This is a genomic window from Pseudomonas sp. o96-267, assembly GCF_003935465.1.
Taxonomy (GTDB): Bacteria; Pseudomonadota; Gammaproteobacteria; order Pseudomonadales; family Pseudomonadaceae; genus Aquipseudomonas; species Aquipseudomonas sediminis.
Genome location: NZ_RHQP01000020.1, coordinates 22,341 through 42,003 on the forward strand (window position 1 = coordinate 22,341; position 19,663 = coordinate 42,003).

The 19,663-nt window shown below is 63.3% G+C and carries 19 protein-coding genes; 13 read left to right on the plus strand and 6 right to left on the minus strand.

Going from position 1 to position 19,663, the window contains the following annotated elements; genetic code table 11:
- Position 1 precedes the first annotated feature (1 nt).
- The 6 genes from mnhG to mbhE are packed head-to-tail and all read right to left on the minus strand — an operon-like array spanning position 2 to position 5,762.
- Positions 2 to 343, minus strand: a complete 342-nt coding sequence (gene mnhG / locus EGJ86_RS14770; protein ID WP_004423812.1) for a monovalent cation/H(+) antiporter subunit G — start codon at positions 341 to 343, stop codon at positions 2 to 4.
- Positions 340 to 651, minus strand: coding sequence for a monovalent cation/H+ antiporter complex subunit F (locus EGJ86_RS14775; RefSeq protein ID WP_004423813.1), 312 nt, complete (start codon positions 649 to 651; stop codon positions 340 to 342). The genes mnhG and EGJ86_RS14775 overlap by 4 nt, the downstream gene beginning before the upstream one ends.
- Positions 648 to 1,145, minus strand: a complete 498-nt coding sequence (locus EGJ86_RS14780) for a Na+/H+ antiporter subunit E (protein WP_125835625.1) — start codon at positions 1,143 to 1,145, stop codon at positions 648 to 650. The genes EGJ86_RS14775 and EGJ86_RS14780 overlap by 4 nt, the downstream gene beginning before the upstream one ends.
- Entirely contained in the window at positions 1,145 to 2,641 is a 1,497-nt protein-coding gene (locus EGJ86_RS14785) for a proton-conducting transporter membrane subunit (protein ID WP_125835627.1), read from the minus strand. The genes EGJ86_RS14780 and EGJ86_RS14785 overlap by 1 nt, the downstream gene beginning before the upstream one ends.
- On the minus strand, positions 2,638 to 3,042 hold the full coding sequence (locus EGJ86_RS14790; protein ID WP_099522079.1) for a sodium:proton antiporter: 405 nt from the start codon (positions 3,040 to 3,042) through the stop codon (positions 2,638 to 2,640). The genes EGJ86_RS14785 and EGJ86_RS14790 overlap by 4 nt, the downstream gene beginning before the upstream one ends.
- Positions 3,042 to 5,762, minus strand: a complete 2,721-nt coding sequence (gene mbhE, locus EGJ86_RS14795) for a hydrogen gas-evolving membrane-bound hydrogenase subunit E (RefSeq protein WP_125835629.1) — start codon at positions 5,760 to 5,762, stop codon at positions 3,042 to 3,044. Before mbhE ends, EGJ86_RS14790 begins: the two co-directional genes overlap by 1 nt.
- 220 nt (positions 5,763 to 5,982) lie before the next feature.
- On the opposite strand from mbhE, the gene EGJ86_RS14800 reads away from it, so the two are divergent.
- The 13 genes from EGJ86_RS14800 (at position 5,983) to EGJ86_RS14860 (ending at position 19,661) form a co-directional block, all read left to right on the plus strand.
- A complete protein-coding gene (locus tag EGJ86_RS14800) occupies positions 5,983 to 7,128 on the plus strand; it encodes a serine hydrolase domain-containing protein (RefSeq protein ID WP_125835630.1) in 1,146 nt (381 codons plus the stop codon).
- Positions 7,129 to 7,370: 242 nt separating this feature from the next.
- Positions 7,371 to 8,024 carry an OmpA family protein gene (locus EGJ86_RS14805; protein ID WP_099522076.1) on the plus strand — a complete coding sequence of 218 codons (654 nt, stop codon included), beginning with the start codon at positions 7,371 to 7,373 and terminating at the stop codon, positions 8,022 to 8,024.
- An 81-nt stretch (positions 8,025 to 8,105) separates the two neighbouring features.
- Positions 8,106 to 8,753, plus strand: a complete 648-nt coding sequence (gene pdxH, locus EGJ86_RS14810) for a pyridoxamine 5'-phosphate oxidase (RefSeq protein ID WP_125835631.1) — start codon at positions 8,106 to 8,108, stop codon at positions 8,751 to 8,753.
- Between the two features lie 104 nt (positions 8,754 to 8,857).
- The gene (locus EGJ86_RS14815) at positions 8,858 to 9,376 is read left to right on the plus strand and encodes a ProQ/FinO family protein (RefSeq protein ID WP_106732964.1); all 519 of its coding nucleotides are present in this window, start codon (positions 8,858 to 8,860) and stop codon (positions 9,374 to 9,376) included.
- A gap of 100 nt (positions 9,377 to 9,476) precedes the next feature.
- A complete protein-coding gene (locus EGJ86_RS14820) occupies positions 9,477 to 10,607 on the plus strand; it encodes a sugar diacid recognition domain-containing protein (RefSeq protein WP_125835633.1) in 1,131 nt (376 codons plus the stop codon).
- A gap of 185 nt (positions 10,608 to 10,792) precedes the next feature.
- Positions 10,793 to 12,160 carry a GntP family permease gene (locus EGJ86_RS14825; protein WP_125835635.1) on the plus strand — a complete coding sequence of 456 codons (1,368 nt, stop codon included), beginning with the start codon at positions 10,793 to 10,795 and terminating at the stop codon, positions 12,158 to 12,160.
- Between the two features lie 56 nt (positions 12,161 to 12,216).
- Entirely contained in the window at positions 12,217 to 13,350 is a 1,134-nt protein-coding gene (locus EGJ86_RS14830; protein ID WP_125835636.1) for a glycerate kinase, read from the plus strand.
- Positions 13,351 to 13,464: 114 nt separating this feature from the next.
- On the plus strand, positions 13,465 to 13,926 hold the full coding sequence (locus EGJ86_RS14835; protein ID WP_125835638.1) for a hypothetical protein: 462 nt from the start codon (positions 13,465 to 13,467) through the stop codon (positions 13,924 to 13,926).
- A gap of 355 nt (positions 13,927 to 14,281) precedes the next feature.
- Positions 14,282 to 17,074 carry a monovalent cation/H+ antiporter subunit A gene (locus EGJ86_RS14840; RefSeq protein WP_125835639.1) on the plus strand — a complete coding sequence of 931 codons (2,793 nt, stop codon included), beginning with the start codon at positions 14,282 to 14,284 and terminating at the stop codon, positions 17,072 to 17,074.
- A gap of 1 nt (position 17,075) precedes the next feature.
- Entirely contained in the window at positions 17,076 to 17,405 is a 330-nt protein-coding gene (locus tag EGJ86_RS14845; RefSeq protein WP_099522068.1) for a Na+/H+ antiporter subunit C, read from the plus strand.
- Positions 17,402 to 18,913: a monovalent cation/H+ antiporter subunit D gene (locus EGJ86_RS14850; RefSeq protein WP_125835641.1), complete on the plus strand. Its 1,512-nt coding sequence runs from the start codon at positions 17,402 to 17,404 to the stop codon at positions 18,911 to 18,913. The genes EGJ86_RS14845 and EGJ86_RS14850 overlap by 4 nt, the downstream gene beginning before the upstream one ends.
- Positions 18,910 to 19,407, plus strand: coding sequence for a Na+/H+ antiporter subunit E (locus EGJ86_RS14855; protein ID WP_125835642.1), 498 nt, complete (start codon positions 18,910 to 18,912; stop codon positions 19,405 to 19,407). The genes EGJ86_RS14850 and EGJ86_RS14855 overlap by 4 nt, the downstream gene beginning before the upstream one ends.
- Entirely contained in the window at positions 19,392 to 19,661 is a 270-nt protein-coding gene (locus tag EGJ86_RS14860; RefSeq protein ID WP_013714638.1) for a K+/H+ antiporter subunit F, read from the plus strand. Before EGJ86_RS14855 ends, EGJ86_RS14860 begins: the two co-directional genes overlap by 16 nt.
- The last annotated feature ends 2 nt before the right edge of the window (positions 19,662 to 19,663 follow it).

A 19,663-nucleotide genomic window follows, 5' to 3' on the forward strand; every position in this document is an offset into this window, starting at 1 on the left:
CTTATTCACCGCCCCTGTTGCGTTGCTCCAGCTCATCGCCCAACCGCCCCAGCGTCGGCCGAATGCCGGCGCGGTGCGCGGCGCGGGCGATGGCGTGAGCGGCCAGCGGTGCGCTGGCCAGCAGAATCAGCAGGCCGATAAAGGCCTCCAGGGCCAGCTCGCCACTGCTGGCCAGAGCCACTGCGCCAAGTAACAGGACGGCGCCGAGCACGCCGGCCTTGCTCGCGGCGTGCATGCGGCTGTAGCTGTCGGGCAGGCGCAGCACGCCAATCGCACCAAGCAGAGAGATCACCGCGCCGCTCAGCACCAACAGCGAGGCCAGCCAGGCCTGTACTTCGTTCATGGGCGTTCCTCGCTTTTTTCCGGCATCTGGCTGTGGGCATCGTCGAACAGGAAGGCAAAGGCTGCCGTACCGAGAAACGACACCAGTGCCAGCAGCACGGCGACGTCGATGAACAGCGCCTCGCCGCGCATCAGACACAGCAGTGCCATGGCGGCGACCGCCAGCAGGGTGAGGGCATCGATGGCCACCGCCCGATCCGGGCGGCTCGGGCCGCGCAGCAGGCGATAGAGGCTGATCAAACCGCTCAGTGCGAGCATGGCTGCAGCCAAGGGCAATACCCAGGCGGCGCCGGCCAGGTGCAGGGTCATGGCGTTACTCCTTCGGCTTTGCCGGCATCGAGCCAGGCCAACAGGCGGCGTTCCAGCTCGATGAGGGTTTCGGTCACGTCTTCACGGCGACGTGCATCGAGTGCGTGGATATAGAGCAGGCCTTGCTCCTCGTCATAATCCAGGACCAGGGTGCCGGGGGTCAGAGTCAGCAGCGTGCCGAGCAGGGTGACCTTGTCCACTTCGCGGCGGGTCACCGGGTAGGCAAGCACTGCTGGTTCCACGTCGACCCGGCGCGCCAGCACCAGAATGGCGACGTGGTAGGTCGCGAGAAATACCTGGGCGATGAACCACAGGCAGAAACTCACGCCATGTTCCAGGCTGCGTGCGTAACGACCAAGGCGCCGGAAGGCCAACCCCAGCAGGCGGGCGATCAGGTACAACAGGGCGAAGGCCAGCAGGCCGCCGCCCAGATGGCCGGCGCCGAGGCTCCATGCCAGGCCAGCGCTGGCCAGCAAATGGATGACAAACAGCATCAGATACCTCCTGCGCCGGTGAAGGGTTGCAGATAGGCTTGCGGGTCGGCGAGCTGCGCGGCGGCTGCCACGGCATAGTCGATCAGCGGACCGGCGCCCAGGCCTATCAACACGGTCAGCAGCGCCAGGGCACTCATGCCCAGCCAGGCCGCGCGTATGCCGGTAACCGTTTGCAGCGCTTCTTCACCTCCTGGATGGGGCTTGAGAAAGGCTTCGTTCCAGATCTTGTTCATCGACAGCAGGGTGAATACGCCGGTCAGCAGGGCAATACCCGCCGCCCACCAGGCAGCGGCATCCAGGCTGGCCTTGACCAGCAGGAACTTGGCCCAGAAACCGGACAGCGGTGGAATGCCCGCGAGCGACAGCGCCGGAATGGCGAACAGCAGCGCCAGCCAGGGCATGCGCTTATATAGCCCGCCCATGTCGGCCAGCCGCTCGGAGCCACAGATGCGCGCCGCCAGGCCGCCGATGAAGAACAGGTTGGCCTTCACCACGATATGGTGGATCAGATAGAACACCGCGCCGGCCAGCGCCAGCGGGGTGGCCAGGGCAAGGCCGAGGATCATGTAGCCAACCTGGCTGACAATGTGGAACGACAGGATGCGCCGCACCTCGGTCTGCGCCGCCGCACCGAGCACACCCACCAGCATGGTGGCGCAGGCGACCCACAGCAGCAGTTGATGCGGCAGGCCATGCTCCGGCCAGAGCAGGGTCACCAGGCGGATCAGTGCGTACACGCCAACCTTGGTCAGAAGCCCTGCGAACATCGCCGAAACGGCTGTCAGGGCGACGTGATAGGTCGCCGGCAGCCAGCCAAATACCGGGAACAGTGCGGCCTTGATGGCGAACGACAGCAACATCAGCAGCAGTGCCGGCGTTACGCCAAGTGGCGCTTCACCGCTGCGCATGATCACCGCCAGCTCGCCCATGTTCAGCGTGCCGCTGGCACCGTAGACCAGGCCGGCAGAGAGCAGGAAGATCAGCGTGGCGAACAGGTTCAGGGCCACGTAGGTCATGCTGCCGGCCAGTCGGCGGCTGCCACCGCCAAGCGCCATCAGGGCGAAGGAGGCGATCAGCAGCACTTCGAACCAGACATACAGGTTGAAGATATCAGCGGTGATGAATGCACCACAGATACCGGTCAGCAGCCCCTGAATGAACAGGTGAAAGTCGCGACCGATCTTGCTGTCATTGTCCTTGGCCACGCCATAGAGCAGGGTGACTAGCGCCACCAGGGCGCTGATGGCGATCATCACCGCCGACAATCGGTCGATCACCAGGCTGATGCCGAACGGCGCCTCCCAATTGCCCACCTGACCGCTGAGCACCACGCCTTGCGCGGCCTGCCAGACCAGCACCAGGCCGACGGCCAGCAGCAGGGCGGCGCCGCTTAGGCTGAGCACACGCACGGCCAGCAGGTGGCGGCGCAGGATGATCGCCAGCAGCAGGCTGCACAGGGGGATGAGAATCGGTGCAACGAGTAACGCGTGATTCATCGGCGAGCCTCCGCGCCACTGGCGTCGTTTTCATGCTCGCTGTCGTGCCAGTCCGGTGCCGGTTGCTCGGTGATCGAGCTGACCGAGTCGGTGGTCTTGTCGCCATGCAGTTCGCGGGTGCGCTTGAGCAGCGCCAGGGCGAAGATGAACAGGCTGAAACCGATGACGATGGCGGTCAGCACCAGCGCCTGCGGCAACGGGTTGGCGGTGCTGACTGCGTTGCCAGCCTCGACGAATGCCGGGCGTTCGCCGAAGAAGCGCCCAGCGGTGAGTACCCCCAGGTTGATTGCATTACCCAGGACCACGACGCCCAGCACGACGCGCTTGAGGTTGCGATCCAGGAGCATCCACAGGCCCAGACCCGCCAGGCCTCCGGTAGTGATTGCGGCTAGCCATTCCATTACTGGCGAACTCCCGTGAGCTTGTCGATCATGTGCAGGGCGGAGCCGAACACGGTGAGGAAAACGCCTATATCGAAGAGCAAGGGCGTACCCAGCGGCAGCCCGCCGGGGAAGGTCCAGAGCCCGGTAAGAAAGGCGCTGCCTGCGATCAGGCCAAGAATGCCGGCGCCCGCCGCACAACCCAGGCCGATACCGATCAACTGCGCAGGCGCAACGGGCAGCACCCGGCGAATCTGTCCGTGGCCGTAGGTCAGCACCAGCAGGATCAGGCCGCAGGCCGCCACCAAACCGCCGATGAAACCGCCGCCGGGCAGGTTGTGACCGCGCCACAGCACCAGCAGCGAGGCGGCCATCATCAGCCAGGCCAGCGGGCGCAGGCCTTGGCGCAGCAGCGGCGAGGTGAAGGCGTCTTCACCGCTATGCTCGTTACCGAAGCGCCGACCGGTGCTCAGCAGGCTGGCCGCCGCCAGGGCAGAGAGAGCGACCACGAGGATTTCGCCGAGGGTATCGAAGGCTCGGAAGTCCACCAGGATCACGTTGACCACGTTGTGCCCGTGGCCACCCGGCAAGCTGTTGGCCTGATACCACTGGGCGATTTCACCCGGCAGTGGCAGGCTTACCGCCAGCAGCAGGGCGCCGGTCACGCTGAGGCCGAAGAGAATCGCCACGCTGGCATGCAGGCGTCGCTTCCACGGCGCGCGTGCGCCGCTGGCAGGAACCGTTGGCATCTTGCGAAACACCAGGGCGAGGAAGATCAGGCTGAGGGTTTCCACCATCAGCGGGGTCATCGCCACGTCCGGTGCATTGACCGAGACGAACACCAGCGCCAGACCCAGACCGCAAGCACCCAACGCCGCCAGCAAGGTCAGTCGGCCAGGCAGGAACGCTGCTGCCAAGCCACCAGCCAGTGCCAACAGGCAGCCGGCCAAGCCCAGCGGTGAGATGGGGCTGTAGCTGCCCTGCAGCAGTTGCGGCAGCGCCTGCAACAAGCCGACTGCCAGGAGGCCACCGACCGCCAGGGCCAGCAGCACCAGATGCTGACGCAAGGAGCCGTGCTGAAAACGTGCGGCAAGCAGCCCTGCGAAGTGGAATACGCGTTTGAGCAAACGATCCCAGATCAGGTCGCCGCTGACGTTCCAGGCCGCGTTGGCGCGATCAAGCAGCCGTCTGACGCGGTCACGCATGACATAGAACAGCACGCCCAGCGAAACGGTCAGCAAGCTGGCTACAAGCGCTGGAGTGATGCCGCCCCATAGATACAGGTGTACATCCACCGGGCCACGTGCCACGGCCTGTACCGCATTATTCACCAGCCAGGTTTCCGGCCAGGCATTCCAGGCGCCGAGCAGGAAACCGCCGATGGCCAGCAGCATCGGCCCCAGCCACATCGGCAGGCCAACTTCATGCGGCGTGCGCGGGTAGTCGCCGCGCTTGCCGAGGAAGGTCTGTAGGAAGACCAGGCCGGCAGCGGCAAATAGCAGGGCGTTGGTAAGGATCATCACCAATGTCACCGCCCAGCCGATATGACCCATCTCGATCAGGCCGGTGTACTTGAATTCCTTGGCGATGAAGCCGAAGAACGGCGGCAGGCCCGCGTTGGAGAATGCGGCCAGTGCTACGGCGGCGCCAGTCAGCGGCATGAAGCGGATCAGGCCGCCAAGACGGGCCACTTCACGGGTGCCGGTGGCGTGGTCGATGGCACCGACTGCCATGAACAGCGCGCCTTTATAGAGAGAGTGCGCCACCAGATAGAGCACGAACGCCTGCAGGCCATAGCTGGTGTTGGTGCCGATCAGCATGGTCAGCTGGCCCAGCACGGTGACCGTGGTGTACGCCAGCAAGCGCTTGAGGTCGGTCTGGCGGAAGGCCAGGAAGGCGCCGAGCACGGCAGTGGCCGCGCCGAAGGTAATCAGCAGCGTGCCCCACCCGACGGAGCCGCCGAGCACCGGGTTGAGGCGGGCCAGCAGATAAATACCGGCTTTTACCATGGTTGCCGAGTGCAGGTAGGCCGACACTGGCGTCGGTGCGTTCATCGCGTTGGGCAGCCACAGGTGGAAGGGCACCTGCGCCGACTTGGTGAAGCAGCCCAGCAGCACCAGCGCGATGATCGCCGGCAGCAGCACATGGCCTTCGATCTGCTCGGCGCTGAGGCTGGAGAACTGCCAGTTACCGGTCGCGCCACCGAGCAGAATCAGCCCTGCCAGTAGCGCCAGGCCGCCGCCGCCGGTGATCAGCAGCGCCTGCAGCGCCGCCCGGCGCGAGACGGCTTTGTCGTGTTGAAAGCTAATCAACAGGAAGGAGGCGATACTGGTCAGTTCCCAGAACACGAACATCGCCACCAGATCGTCGGCCAGCACCAGGCCGAGCATCGCCAGCATGAACACCAGCAAGTAGGCATGAAAGCGACCGAGGTGGGCATGGCTGGCTAGATAACTGCCGGCGTACAGCACGATCAGGCTGCCGATGCCGCTGATCAAAAGGGCAAAAACCAGCGAGAGGCCATCCAGGCGCAGGCTTAGGTTGATGCCCAGCGCCGGAATCCAGCTCAGGCTCTGCATCACCGCGCCACCGTCGGCGATCAGCGGAATCTGTTGGACGAACCAGACGAAGGCCGCCAGGGGCGCCAACATCAGCAGCCAACCCGTGCGAGCACCCAGCAGACGCGTCAGGCCGGGAGCCATGATTGCAGCCAGGGCGATCAGGGACAGTAGGTAGAGCACTCGTTTCTCCTATGCCGAGCGTCGAATCCAAGGCGGCCTGACGACCACATACGTACCGTTACTGCTCTGTTCAGGGCGTATCGGTCAGATCAGGCCGCATTTGTTTCATCATAGGAAAAACCAATCGAACATCGCTATTTTATGAAGTTTCAGAACATTGCATGATAAGCGGCTGTCATCATTGGCAGCTTAGAGCCAAGCAGCGAAACGGGAGATCAGCGTGCAGATTCAGGGCTATTTCGACTTGCGCTTCGAAGCGGTGAGGGACGCATTCGCCGCTCTGTTCGACGATGCGCAGGAACGGGGCGCGGCCCTGTGCGTGACGGTGGGTGGGGAAACTGTGGTCGATTTGTGGGCCGGCATCATGGACAAGGACGGCCAGCAGGCCTGGCACAGCGACACCATCGCCAATCTGTTCTCCTGCACCAAGCCCTTCGCTGCTGTGGTGGCCCTGCAACTGGTGGGTGAGGGCAAGCTCGATCTGGATGCGCCGGTGGCGCGCTACTGGCCGGAGTTCGCTGCCGCAGGCAAGCAGCGCATCAGCGTGCGTCATCTGCTCTGTCATCAGGCAGGGTTGCCGGCGTTGCGCCAGACTCTGCCCGCCGAGGCGCTTTATGACTGGCAGACCATGACCGACGCGTTGGCGGCTGAAGAGCCCTGGTGGCCGCTGGGTGAAGGTCATGGCTACGCGCCCATTACCTATGGTTGGCTCATCGGTGAGCTGATTCGCCGTGTCGAAGGTCGTGGCCCCGGCGAGAGCATCGCTGCGCGCATCGCCAAGCCGTTGGGCCTGGATTTCCACGTCGGCCTGGCTGACAGTGAATTTGATCGCGTCGCCCATATCGCTCGCGGCAAGGGCAATCTTGGCGACGCTGCAGCGCAGCGTCTGCTCAAGGTGATGATGAGTGAGGCCCAAGCCATGAGCACGCGCTCGTTCACCAACCCGCCGTCGATCATGACCAGTACCAACAAGCCGGAGTGGCGGCGCATGCAGCAGCCGGCCGCCAATGGCCACGGCAACGCGCGCAGCCTGGCGGGCTTCTATGCCGGTCTGCTCGACGGCAGCCTGCTCGATGCCGAGCTGCTGGGTGAAATGACCCGTGAGCACAGTGTCGGTGACGACAAGACCTTGCTGACCCGCACGCGTTTCGGCCTGGGTTGCATGCTCGATCAGGCCGATGTGGCCAACGCCACTTATGGCATGGGGGCAAAAGCCTTCGGCCATCCCGGCGCCGGTGGCTCCAGCGGTTTTGCCGACCCGGAACGAGACCTGGCATTCGGTTTCGTTACCAACAATCTAGGACCGTTCGTCTTGATGGACCCCCGCGCGCAGAAACTTGCGCGACAGATTGCGGACTGTATCTGATTGAAACGGCTAAACTTGCGCCAACCGTTCAGTACCAACCATAACAGGCCGTTGAAAAACGTAGGCGAGGCAGCCAGTGCAAGGCAAAAACAGGCGAAAAAGCGGAGTTTACGAGCTGTAAATGAGCATTTTGATCGGACTCGCGCACGAGCCTGTTTTTAACGCAGCAATGGCAACGCAGGTAGTTTTTCAACAGCCTGATAACGAATCGACCATTAGATCTGTTTGACCCCGGGGGCTACATGCGTGCCAACAAGATTTTTGCCTTTACCTGCTGCCTGCTGATCGCGGGCTGCGCCGGCTCGGAAAAGAAGGAAGTCGCCAAGCCGGCAGTGATGCCACCGCCTCAAGTGACCCGCGCCTGGCTCGACGAGTACGAGCCGAAACTGCGTGAAGCGGTCAAGGGCAGCCACTTCGAGTTCGAGCGCCGCGAGAACCTGCTGGTGGTCACCGCTCCGGTGCAGGGCTCGTTCAATCCGGATCGCCCGCAGATGCTGCTGCCGGTCAGCTTGGGCCCGATCACTCGCGTGGCCAAACTGCTGGAAGCCGACGAGGATGTCGCCGTGGTCGTGCTCGGCCATGCCGACACCAGCGGTGACGACGCGAAGAACCGCGAACTCAGTCAGCAGCGCGCGCGTGCCGTGACCTCGATTTTTCGTCTCAGCGGCCTCAAGCAGAACCGCCTGCAGGTCATGGGCCTGGGCTCCGACGCACCCCGTGCGGCAAACGACAGCGCGGCCGGCCGTGCGCTCAACCGCCGTGTGGAAATCCTCCTGACCTCGCGTGACACCATGCAGGGCCTGATCGCCAAGTACAGCCAACCGGCCAAAGCGGAGCTCAAGGATGCACCCAAGGTAGCTGCTGCAGATCAAGGAAAAGTGGGCAAGTCGGAGTAAGCTTGCGGGCATTTCCACCCTGCGCGGGCAGGCACTAGAAACCAGACGGATTGGCTTCTGGCTCTGCCCTGAGTAATTGCCATGACCCAAACCCTGGCCGATATGCGCCGCGACTACACCCGTGACGGCCTGAGCGAAGCCCAGGCCCCGCTGGAGCCCTTTGCCCTGTTTCGTCAATGGTTCGATGACGCGGTCAAGACCGAGCAACTACCGGTCGAACCCAACGCCATGACCCTGGCCACCGTCGACGAAGATGGCCGCCCGCACTGCCGGGTGCTACTGCTCAAGGGGCTCGACGAACGCGGCTTCACCTTCTTCAGCAACTACGACAGCGCCAAGGGCCGCCAGCTCGCGGCGCGCCCGTTCGCCGCCATGACCTTCTTCTGGCCCAGCCTGGAGCGCCAGGTGCGCATCGAAGGCCGTGTCGAGCAGGTCACCCCGGCCGAATCCGACGGCTACTTCCAGGTACGCCCGCTGGGCAGCCGCATCGGCGCTTGGGCTTCGCCGCAGAGCAAGGTGATTCGCGACCGCGCCGAGCTGGAAAACCTGCTGGCGGAAACCGAAAGACGCTTTCTCAACCAAACGCCACACTGCCCACCGCACTGGGGCGGCTACCGTCTGCTGCCCGAGCGCATTGAATTCTGGCAGGGCAGGCCAAGCCGGCTGCATGATCGCCTCAACTATCGGTTCAAGGGTGATGCCTGGATTCGTGAGCGGTTGGCGCCCTGACCATCAGCTACCGTCGAGCATGCTGTTCGCCAATAAGGCTGTACGAAACGAGCACATAAGATACCCTTGCGCCACGAACCAACCAGGACGCTGCGAACCGAACGATGGGTTTTGAACAATTAGCCGAGCTACGTGACCGCCTGCGCGCCGAGAAGCAGCAGGTACAGCAGGTAAAGACCGAAAGCGCGAAGCCGCAAAAACGCAAGCAGCCGCCCAAAGGCAAGGCGCGTGAGCAGGATCCTACCGTCGAGGCGATCTGGCGCTTGCAGAAGCACTTCCCCTTGGCCTTCCCGGTCAATCCGGCGCCCAAGGTGCCGTTGAAGGAAGGCATTCTCAAGGACGCCGAGCAACATCTGCAGTTGCTCGGTATCACCGTTGAGCAGCTCAAAGCGGGTATTGCCGCCTGGTGCCGCGGTGGTCGTTACTGGGCTGCCATGACCGAAAATGCACCGCGTCTGGATCTGCAAGGCCAGCCCGTTGGTATGGTGACGGCGGCGCAGGCGCTGCATGCCAAGCAGCAGGCCAGGCGGCACCGTGCCGAAGCTCGGCGTAATCAGGCCAAGGCTAAAGCTCCAGCGGACGACAAGGCCGTTGAGAGCGCTGCAGCGCCTGCTGCTGAGTAAATCCTGGCTAGCTGAAGGTTTTGCCGGCGCTGCGAGGGATACCTCGTGAAGCGTCGCTGGCGCGCCTACAATGACGGCCTCATTCGCGAGGCCGTTTTTCATGCTCGAACTCGACTCTACCCTGGCGCAGCACATTGTCGACCGCGCCATGGCCATCCTGCCGCACAACATCAATGTGATGGACGCCCAGGGCATGATCATCGGCAGCGGTGACCCCAGTCGACTGCACACCCGTCATGAAGGTGCGCAATTGGTGCTGGCCAATTGTCGCGTGGTGGAGATCGACGCTCAGGCGGCGGCGTGCCTGCGAGGCGTCAAGCCCGGCGTTAACCTGCCGTTGCTGCATGCCGAGCGTCTGATTGGCGTGCTCGGTATCACGGGCGACCCCGAGATCGTGCGGCCCTATGCCGAACTGGTGCGCATGGCAGCGGAAATGTTGGTCGAGCATCGCGTTCTGCAGGCTGAGCGTCACTGGCAGCGGCACCAGCAAGAGGCCTGGTTGCGACAGCTGCTCGATCCCATGCTGCGTCTGTCCAGTCTTGAGGTCGATGCCGAACGCCTGGGCATGCAACTGACCTGGCCGCGACAGATGTGTCTGCTGCAACTCGATGGTGAGGGCGATCCGCTGCCGCGTCAGGCGCGTCTGCTCGCCGCATTGGGGGGCAAGAGTGAACATCTGGTGGCGCCGCTCGGGCGCCATGAACTGCTCTGGTGTCGGCCCTACAGTGCCACGCGCGATGATCGCGCCTGGCTCCAGCAGGCTGACGAGCGCGAGTGGGGCGTAGGGTCGCTGGCGCTCAGCGATCCGCTGCATGATCTGACCGAGCTGCGCCAGGCCAGCCTGGTCCTGCGTGATCTTCAGGCCTATGGCCAGGCGCGCTTTCCTGATCGTCGCCTGCTACGCCTGGACGAATTGCGCCTGCCGACGCTGCTCTATGCCCAGCGCCACAGCTGGTTACTGCAGGGCTGGCTGGCGCCGTTGCGGCAGGTGCTGATGCAGGACCCCCAAGGCACGCTAAGAGCCACGCTGGAAGCCTGGTGCGCGCATGACGGCCAGGTACAAACCTGTGCGCAGGAATTGGGCATTCATCGCAATACGTTGCGCTACCGCCTGGAGCGCATCGCCGAACTCAGTGGCCTGGACCTCAATAGGCTGGATCAGCGCCTGCAGCTATCTTTGGGGCTGGGCTTGCTGGAACCCGCCGCGGTAGCGCCGGTGAGCGTTCGGTAATTCACCTCGGCTGGTGAACACGGGGTGCTGGCTTTGTGCGATTGCACAGCCAATTGCACTCAGCGCTTGTTGTTTTGGTGCTGGCGCACAGGGCGATGCTGGTGCAGGCTGAGCCACAATGTGGCGCCTGTCGGCATTCCCATCCGGGCCCTGCGCCCGCCATAACAACAATGAGGAGACTGGTCATGGGCCTGGTCCTGATCCTGGTGGCACTGATTGCATTCATCGTGCTGTCCACTACCCGTTTGAAATTGCACCCCTTCCTGGCATTGCTGGCTGCTGCGCTGATCGCCGGCTTTGCCTATCAGCTGCCTGGCGGCGAAATCATCAAGACCATGACTGCCGGCTTCGGCGGCATTCTCGGTTACATCGGTATCGTCATCGTGCTCGGCACCATCATTGGCGTGATCCTCGAGCGCAGCGGCGCCGCCATTACCATGGCCGAGACGGTGATTCGTCTGCTGGGCCAGCGTTTCCCCACCCTGACCATGTCGATCATCGGTTACCTGGTATCGATTCCGGTGTTCTGCGACTCCGGCTACGTCATTCTCAACTCGCTGAAGAATGCCCTGGCTGCACGCATGAAGGTGTCCGTGGTGGCCATGAGCGTGGCGCTGGCGACAGGTCTGTATGCCACCCATACCTTCGTGCCGCCAACCCCCGGCCCGATCGCTGCCGCCGGCAACCTGGGCCTGGAAACCTCGCTTGGTCTGGTGATCCTGGTCGGTCTGTTGGTCGCTGCGGTCACCGCTGTGGCCGGTATGCTGTGGGCCAACCGTTTCCTCAAGCAGAACGACCACGACTTGCTGGAAGAAGCGCCAAGCGAGCTGCTCGCCGATAACGTCGACTTCGATGCACTGCGCGCTCGCTACGGCAAGCTGCCCAGCGCTTGGCAGGCGTTCTCGCCGATCTTCGTGCCGATCATCCTGATCTGCCTGGGCTCGGTCGCTGCTTTCCCGAGCAAGCCCTTCGGCACTGGCGTTTTCTTCGATGTGCTGAGCTTCCTCGGTCAGCCGGTTGCGGCGCTGCTGGTCGGTCTGGTGTTGGCGTGCTCGCTGCTCAAGGGCGAAGGCAAGCGTCAGCAGTTTCATGACTATGTCGCTCATGGCCTGAAAGAGGCGGCGCCGATTCTGCTGATCACCGGTGCCGGTGGCGCCTTCGGTGCCATCCTCAAGGCCACCGCGTTGACCGGTTATCTGGGCGACACCCTGTCGGCACTGGGTATCGGCTTGTTCATGCCGTTCCTGGTGGCTGCTGCGCTGAAGAGTGCCCAAGGCTCCTCCACTGTCGCGCTGGTCACCACTTCGGCGATGGTTGCGCCTCTGCTGGGCAACCTGGGCCTGGACAGCGAGATGGGCCGCGTGCTGACGGTAATGGCCATTGGTGCAGGTGCGATGACCGTTTCCCACGCCAACGACAGCTTCTTCTGGGTCGTGACCCAGTTCAGCCGCATGAAAGTGGCGACCGCTTACCGTGCCCAAACCATGGCGACCCTGATCCAGGGTATCGCCGGTATGGCCGCTGTCTGGCTGCTGAGTCTGGTTCTGCTGTAATCCGCTATACCGGCAGGCGCCCAGAAGGTCGCCTGCCTCCGTTCGAGGTACCTATCATGAAAATCGTCATTGCTCCTGACTCCTTCAAGGAGAGCCTCAGCGCGCCCGACGTGGCCGCCGCCATCGCTCGCGGTTGGCAGCAGGTGTTTCCCGAGGCCGAATGTTTGCTGAGGCCAATGGCCGATGGCGGCGAAGGTACGGTCGATGCGCGGCTCGCGGCCGGCGGCGGCGAGCGCCGCGATTGTGAGGTGCGTGGCCCCCTGGGTGAGCCGGTCAAGGCGCATTGGGGGTGGCTGGGGCAGGGCACTGCGGTCATCGAGATGGCAGCTGCCAGTGGTCTGCACTGGGTGCCGCGTGAACAGCGCGAAGCTCGTCTGGCCTGCAGCTTTGGCACTGGCGAGCTGATCCGCGAGGCGCTGGATGCCGGTGCTACGCGAATCATCCTGGGGCTGGGCGGCAGTGCTACCAATGACGCCGGTGCCGGCCTGTTACAGGCGCTGGGGATGCGCTTTCTCGATGTCCATGGGCGCGAGTTGGCGCCGGGTGGCGCGGCTTTGGCTGGTCTCGACCAGCTTGATTTGAGTGGGCTCGACGCGCGTCTGCTCAGGGTGCAGATCGAGGTCGCTGCTGATGTCGACAATCCCTTGTGCGGGCCTCGCGGCGCATCTGCGGTGTTCGGTCCGCAGAAGGGGGCGACGCCTGAGCATGTCGCCGAGCTGGATACGGCGCTCGGTCGCTTCGCTCGTATCGTGGCGGCGACGCTGGGCGAGGACCACGCCGAGTTCCCTGGTGTGGGCGCGGCGGGCGGTCTCGGCTTCGCTGCGCGTGCCTTCCTCAAGGCAAGCTTCCGCCCCGGTATCGCGCTGGTGGCCGAGCTGTCCGGCCTCGCTGCCGCAGTAGAGAACGCGGATCTGGTGATTACCGGGGAGGGGCGTATGGATGCCCAGACCCTGCATGGCAAGACCCCGGTCGGGGTAGCGCGCGTGGCGCGTGCGGCAGGGGTACCGGTCATCGCCTTGTCCGGTAGTCTGGGCGACAACTATCAGGCGCTGTACGACGCTGGTATCGAAGCTGCATTCAGCCTGGCGCCGGGGCCATTGTCCCTGGAGCAGGCGATGGCCGGTGCGGCGGCTGAGTTGCAGGCGCGTACCACGGATATCGCCCGTCTCTGGCGCCTCGCTCGATCCTGATAGGGCGAACCTCGCTGAACCTGATCTGTCTGAAATAACTATTGTTCAGGCTCCGTCGTGACAGTTTCGCTCGCCCGGCGTCTAATGGATTGAGATACCTCTGGAGGAATTGCTATGCGTAAACCCACTCTGCTCATTACCTCGCTGGCCGCGGTGTTGGCCCTCGGGGGCTGTCAGTCCAGCCTGACTGGCGATACCTACAGCCGCGATGAGGCCCGAGCGGTGCAAACAGTACGCATGGGAACCATCGAATCGCTGCGCCCGGTCAAGATCGAAGGGACCAAGACGCCGATCGGTGCCGGTGCCGGTGCTGTAGTTGGCGGTATCGGTGGTAGTGGCCTCGGTGGTGGGCGCGGCAGCGCGGTCCTGGCTGTGGTCGGTGCCGTCGCTGGCGGTCTGTTGGGCGCCGCCGCTGAAGAAGGCATAACCCGTACTCAGGGTGTTGAGATCACCGTGCGTGAAGACGATGGCACCATGCGTGCCTACGTCCAGGAAGTCGAGCCGAACCAGGTGTTCCGTGTCGGCGAGCGCGTGCGCGTGATGACGGTCAACGGTACCAGCCGCGTTACCCACTGATCGTGACAAGCAAGCCGGAGCAGCTTAGGTTGCTCCGGCTTTTTGTTGTCTGCCATCTCTGACGGCAACTCTCAGGCTCGGACAAAAACGCTCGCGGCAATTTTTTGTGGCCTCGCTATAGTGGTGGTCGGCTGCCGGCAGCGCTTGCAGCAGCCTGCATGTTACCAAGTGTGTTTAACGATAATTCAATGCATGACGTTGCGTTGATAGTTATGGATAATCGGCCGTTATGCTTGTGCCGACAACGACTTAGCTGTGCCGTTGTGGTGCATGAAATATCACCGTCAGGGAGTTGCGACTCCAATTCTCGGCGTTGGGTCAGCTGACCTGGCGTGCCTGTTTAAGGGGTTTTCCGATGGCGCTTGCGCTGATTGTCGCCTTGCCATTTCTTGGGTTGTTTCTGCCGGTGCTGGCCGACAGGCTCGGACGCTCGGCCTGCGCCGCAGCTGCGGCTTTGGCACCCATCGTGGCGCTGGTGCTGCTGTTCAACTATCAGTCGGCGGTCTTCGCCGGTGAGGTGCTGCGGGTCAAGCTGGAGTGGCTGCCGCACCTGGGTCTGAACCTCAGTCTGCGCCTCGATGGCCTGGGCTTTCTGTTCGCCCTGCTGATTCTCGGCATCGGCCTGCTGGTCATCCTCTACGCGCGCTATTACCTGGCCAAGACCGAGCCCATGGGGCGCTTCTTCGCCTTCCTGCTGCTGTTCATGGGCGCCATGCTCGGTGTGGTGCTGTCGGAAAACCTGCTGCTGATGTTGATGTTCTGGGAGCTGACCAGCCTGTCGTCGTTCCTGCTGATCGGTTTCTGGGGCTCGCGCTCCGATGCACGCAAGGGCGCGCGCATGGCGCTGGCAATCACCGGTGGCGGTGGTCTGGCGCTGCTCGCCGGTATCCTGCTGATCGGTCACATCGCCGGCAGTTTCGAGCTGTCTCAGGTGCTGGCCGCTGGCTACGCGATCCGTGCGCACGAGCTGTATCCGCTGGCGCTGGTACTGGTACTGCTGGGCGTGTTCACCAAGTCGGCGCAATTCCCTTTCCACTTCTGGCTGCCGCATGCGATGGCGGCGCCTACGCCGGTATCGGCGTATCTGCACTCGGCGACCATGGTCAAGGCCGGGGTGTTCCTGCTGGCACGCCTGTACCCGGCGCTGGCTGGCTCCGAGTGGTGGTTCTACATGGTCAGCCTGACCGGCCTGGCCACGTTACTGGTGGGAGCGCTCATGGCGCTGTTCCAGCATGACCTCAAAGGCCTGCTGGCTTATTCGACCATCAGCCACCTGGGCCTGATCACGCTGTTGTTCGGCCTGGATACCCAACTGGCGGCCGTGGCGGCGGTGTTCCACATCATCAACCATGCGACCTTCAAGGCCTCGCTGTTCATGGCCGCCGGCATCATTGACCACGAGACCGGCAGTCGCGACATGCGGCGGATAAACGGTTTGTGGAAGTACATGCCGCATACGGCGGTGCTGGCGATGGTGGCGGCCTCGGCCATGGCTGGCGTGCCGCTGCTCAACGGCTTTTTGAGCAAGGAAATGTTCTTCACCGAAACCCTGCACCAGCACCTGCTGGGCGGTTTCAACTGGGTGATTCCGGCAGCCGCGACCTTGGCCGGGGTGTTCTCGGTGGCCTACTCGCTGCGTTTCATTCACGACGTGTTCTTCAACGGCGAGCCGATCGACCTGCCCAAATACCCGCCGCATGAGCCGCCGCGCTATATGAAGGTGCCGGTCGAGGTGCTGGTGTTCATCTGCCTGCTGGTGGGTATCGTGCCGGCCTATACGGTCGCGCCGCTGCTGGCCGCCGCCGCGTCCTCTACCCTGGGTGGCACACTGCCTGAGTACAGCCTGGCGGTCTGGCACGGTCTCAACCTGCCGCTGCTGATGAGCTTCGTCGCGCTGTTCGGCGGGATCATCGTCTACACCTGTCGCAAGCCGCTGTTCCGCTGGTATGAAGGCCTGCCTAGCCTCGATGCCAAGGACGCCTTCGACCAGGTGGTGCGCTACATGACGCGTCTGTCCGTCCGTATCACCGCGTTGCTGGAAAGCGGTTCGCTGCAGCGCTACCTGGCCTGGATGCTGGGCAGTGCCCTGACCCTGGTGGTAATCGCGCTGTCGCCGCTTGAGCAGTTGACCGGTAGCGTGCCAATGACGCCAATCGATCCGCTGACAACCATTGGCATGCTGATTCTGATGGTGACTGCGGTGCTCACCGTGTTTTTCCACCGCCGCCGCCTCGTGGCGCTGATGATCCTCAGCGCTGCTGGTCTGATGGTGGCACTGGCCTTCGCCCGCTTCTCCGCCCCGGATCTGGCGTTGACCCAGTTGTCGGTGGAGGTGGTGACCATCATCCTGCTGATGCTCACCCTGTACTTCATGACCGACCGCACACCTGCCGAGTCCAGCAGCCTGCGTGGCTTGCGTGATCTGGTCCTGGCGCTGGGCAGCGGCACCATGGTGGCGATGCTGACCTACGCCGTGCTGACCCGCCCTTACCAGAGCATTTCCTCGTTCTTCCTCGAGAACAGCGTCTCCGGGGGCGGCGGTACCAACGTGGTCAACGTAATCCTGGTGGACTTCCGCGGCTTCGATACCCTGGGTGAGATCACCGTGCTGGCGATTGCTGCCATCGGTATCTACGCGCTGCTGCATGGCCTGCACCTGCCGCATCCGACCCACGACAAGAACGGTCGTCCGTGGTCGACCGATGCGCATCCGATGATCCTCGACAACCTGGCGCGGGCCATGCTGCCGATGGCGCTGCTGATTTCGGCGTTCATCTTCCTGCGCGGGCATAACCTGCCGGGCGGCGGCTTCATCGCCGGCCTGATCACCTCGGTGGCGTTGATTCTGCAGTACATCTCCCATGGTGTGACCTGGACTCAGGAACGCCTGAAATTCAGCTATCACGCCACCGCCGGCTGGGGCGTGCTGATCGCCGGGTTGACTGGTCTGGGCAGTTGGCTCTTCGGCTCGCCGTTCCTGACTTCGGCATTTGGCCATTTCCATATTCCGCTGATTGGCGAAATCGAACTGGCGACCGCGATTCTCTTCGATCTTGGGGTGTATCTGGCCGTTGTCGGCGCCACCCTGCTGATCCTTTCCAATATCGGCCATGTCAGTCAGGACGAGTCGTGCAAGGAGGTCATCTGATATGGAGGCAGTATTCGCAATTACCCTCGGGGTGTTGGCTGCCAGCGGCGTCTACCTGCTGCTGCGGGCGCGCATTTTTCCGGTGGTGATGGGGCTGACCCTGATCTCTTACGCGGTCAACCTGTTTATCTTCGCCATGGGCCGGCTCGGCACGGGCGTGCCGGCGGTGATCGGCAAGAGCGCCGAGTATGGTGATCCGTTGCCACAGGCGCTGGTACTGACCGCCATCGTCATTGGCTTCGCCATGACGGCGTTCGTCGTGGTGCTGGCCCTACGTGGCATGGGTGAGCTGAAAACCGATCACGTTGATGGCGAGGAGCCGCGCGCATGAGTCACGCCATCATCCTCCCCATTCTGCTGCCGATGTTTTTCGGCGCGTTGTTGCTGGTCGGCCACGGCTGGTCGCGTGATGTGAAGCGGGGTGTTTCCCTGATCGGCTGCCTGGCGCTGCTGCCGGTGTGTCTGTATCTGGTGCTGTTGGCCGGTGCGGGGCAGTTGCAGGTTTATGCCTTGGGTAACTGGGTCGCGCCGTTCGGCATCATGCTGCTGCTCGACCGCTTCAACGCTGCGCTGCTGTTGCTTACCTCACTGCTCGCCTGCTTCGCCCTCATCTACGCCTGCCGTGGCGATGATGAGCGTGGGCCGAACTTCCATGCGCTGTTCCAGTTCCAGTTGCTGGGCATCAATGGTGCGTTCCTGACCGCCGACCTGTTCAACCTGTTCGTGTTCTTCGAGATTCTTCTGATCTCGTCTTATGCACTGTTGCTGCATGGCAACCGTGCCAATCAGGTCAAGGCCGGCGTGCATTACGTGGTGCTCAACCTGCTGGGCTCGTCGTTCTTCCTGATCGGTGTCAGCCTGTTGTACGGCCTGACCGGCACCCTGAACATGCCGGATCTTGCGGCGCGCGTAGCCAGCGCTGATGTCGCCGATGCACCGCTGATCAAGGCCGCGGCCTACCTGCTGCTGATCGTCTTCGGCCTCAAGGCTGCCGTGCTGCCGCTGTGCTTCTGGTTGCCACGCGCCTATGCCGCGGCGCCCGCTTCAGTGGCGGCGTTGTTCGCGATCATGACCAAGGTTGGCTTCTACGCCATCGTCCGCGTGTTCACCCTGGTGTTTGGCGAAGAGGCTGGGCCGCTGGCTAACCTCGGCCATGAGCTGCTCTGGTGGATGGCGCTGCCGACCATTGCCTTCGGTGTGATTGGTGCTCTGGGTGCGCGACAGTTGCAGGCGCTGCTGGCGTATCTGGTGGTGGTCTCGGTGGGGACGCTGATGGCTGGCTTCGCCATGGGTAACGTAGCGGCGTTGAGTGCTGCGCTTTATTACATGGTGCATAGCACACTGATCAGCGCGGCATTGTTTCTGTTGGCGGGGCTGGTGGTCGCCCAGCGTGACAGCGCCGGTGGCGATCTGCAGCAGGAGCGTGTGCTGCGTCAGCCGTTGGTGCTGGGCTGCATGTTCTTCTTTGCCTCCATCTCCGTGGCCGGGTTGCCGCCGTTCTCTGGTTTCCTCGGCAAGATGCTGCTGCTGCGCGCGGCAGAGCCGGGCTGGCAGGCATGGAGCCTGTGGCCGGTGATTCTGATTGGCGGTCTGTTGACCTTGGTGGCACTGAGCCGCGCCGGTACCAGCCTGTTCTGGCTGGGCCATGGCGCGGATGCGTCGCCGTCGAAAGCTGAGCCGGCGGATCGTATCAGCCTGCTGGCTGCGCTGGGCCTGTTATTGGCCAGCCCGCTACTGCTGATCGCTGCTGCCCCGATAATGGCGTATCTGGAGGCTGCCGCCGCGCAATTGCTCGATCTGCAACCCTACCTGTCGATCATCGCTGGAGGTGCGGCATGAGGCGTTTGTTCCCCCATCCGCGGATGATGCTGGTGCTGGCGGTTCTCTGGCTGCTGCTGGTCAACACCCTCAACCTGGGGCATATCCTGCTCGGGCTGTTTCTGGGCTGGTCGATCGTGCACCTGTGCGGCGATTTCCTGCTGACCGTGCCTAAAGTGCGCAAGCCCCTGGGGCTGCTGCTGTTCATCTGCAAGGTGTTCTACGACATCGTGGTGGCCAACCTGCAAGTAGTGAGGCTGGTGCTAGGGCCGAAATCACGCCTTGAACCGGCATTCGTCGAGGTACCGGTGGAGATAGAGGACGAGTTCGTCCTGTCGGCCCTGGCCTGCATCATCTCGCTGACGCCTGGCACGGTCTCTGCCGGTCTCAGCTCCGACCACAAGACATTGCTGCTGCACGGGCTCAACGTGCCGGATCGCGACGAGCTGATCGCCGAGGTCAAGAGTCGCTACGAAAAGCCGCTGCTGGAGATTTTCGAATGCTCGAGAACGTAGTCTTTCTGTGCATGGGCATCCTCACGCTGGCCATGCTGCTCAATGTCGCGCGCCTGGTCGAGGGGCCGAGCGTGGTCGACCGCGTCCTGGCCCTGGATACCCTGTATATCAACGCGCTGGCGCTGATCGTGCTGTTCGGCATCTGGCTGGCGTCGGACCTGTTCTTCGAGGCCGCACTGCTGATCGCAGTGATGGGCTTCGTCGGTACGGTTGCGGTGGGCAAACACCTGCTGCACGGCGACATCATCGATTAAGG

What these genes read in the sequence shown, in the direction of transcription:
- EGJ86_RS14780 (WP_125835625.1), bottom strand. Translation starts at nt 1,145, where the DNA reads ATGCTGTTTGTCATCCATTTGCTGGCCAGCGCTGGCCTGGCATGGAGC.
- EGJ86_RS14840 (WP_125835639.1), top strand. Translation starts at nt 14,282, where the DNA reads ATGGCGCTTGCGCTGATTGTCGCCTTGCCATTTCTTGGGTTGTTTCTG.
- EGJ86_RS14820 (WP_125835633.1), top strand. Translation starts at nt 9,477, where the DNA reads ATGCTCGAACTCGACTCTACCCTGGCGCAGCACATTGTCGACCGCGCC.
- EGJ86_RS14860 (WP_013714638.1), top strand. Translation starts at nt 19,392, where the DNA reads ATGCTCGAGAACGTAGTCTTTCTGTGCATGGGCATCCTCACGCTGGCC.
- EGJ86_RS14835 (WP_125835638.1), top strand. Translation starts at nt 13,465, where the DNA reads ATGCGTAAACCCACTCTGCTCATTACCTCGCTGGCCGCGGTGTTGGCC.
- EGJ86_RS14775 (WP_004423813.1), bottom strand. Translation starts at nt 651, where the DNA reads ATGACCCTGCACCTGGCCGGCGCCGCCTGGGTATTGCCCTTGGCTGCA.
- pdxH (WP_125835631.1), top strand. Translation starts at nt 8,106, where the DNA reads ATGACCCAAACCCTGGCCGATATGCGCCGCGACTACACCCGTGACGGC.
- EGJ86_RS14855 (WP_125835642.1), top strand. Translation starts at nt 18,910, where the DNA reads ATGAGGCGTTTGTTCCCCCATCCGCGGATGATGCTGGTGCTGGCGGTT.
- EGJ86_RS14790 (WP_099522079.1), bottom strand. Translation starts at nt 3,042, where the DNA reads ATGGAATGGCTAGCCGCAATCACTACCGGAGGCCTGGCGGGTCTGGGC.
- EGJ86_RS14830 (WP_125835636.1), top strand. Translation starts at nt 12,217, where the DNA reads ATGAAAATCGTCATTGCTCCTGACTCCTTCAAGGAGAGCCTCAGCGCG.
- EGJ86_RS14850 (WP_125835641.1), top strand. Translation starts at nt 17,402, where the DNA reads ATGAGTCACGCCATCATCCTCCCCATTCTGCTGCCGATGTTTTTCGGC.
- EGJ86_RS14785 (WP_125835627.1), bottom strand. Translation starts at nt 2,641, where the DNA reads ATGAATCACGCGTTACTCGTTGCACCGATTCTCATCCCCCTGTGCAGC.
- EGJ86_RS14805 (WP_099522076.1), top strand. Translation starts at nt 7,371, where the DNA reads ATGCGTGCCAACAAGATTTTTGCCTTTACCTGCTGCCTGCTGATCGCG.
- EGJ86_RS14815 (WP_106732964.1), top strand. Translation starts at nt 8,858, where the DNA reads ATGGGTTTTGAACAATTAGCCGAGCTACGTGACCGCCTGCGCGCCGAG.
- mnhG (WP_004423812.1), bottom strand. Translation starts at nt 343, where the DNA reads ATGAACGAAGTACAGGCCTGGCTGGCCTCGCTGTTGGTGCTGAGCGGC.
- EGJ86_RS14845 (WP_099522068.1), top strand. Translation starts at nt 17,076, where the DNA reads ATGGAGGCAGTATTCGCAATTACCCTCGGGGTGTTGGCTGCCAGCGGC.
- EGJ86_RS14825 (WP_125835635.1), top strand. Translation starts at nt 10,793, where the DNA reads ATGGGCCTGGTCCTGATCCTGGTGGCACTGATTGCATTCATCGTGCTG.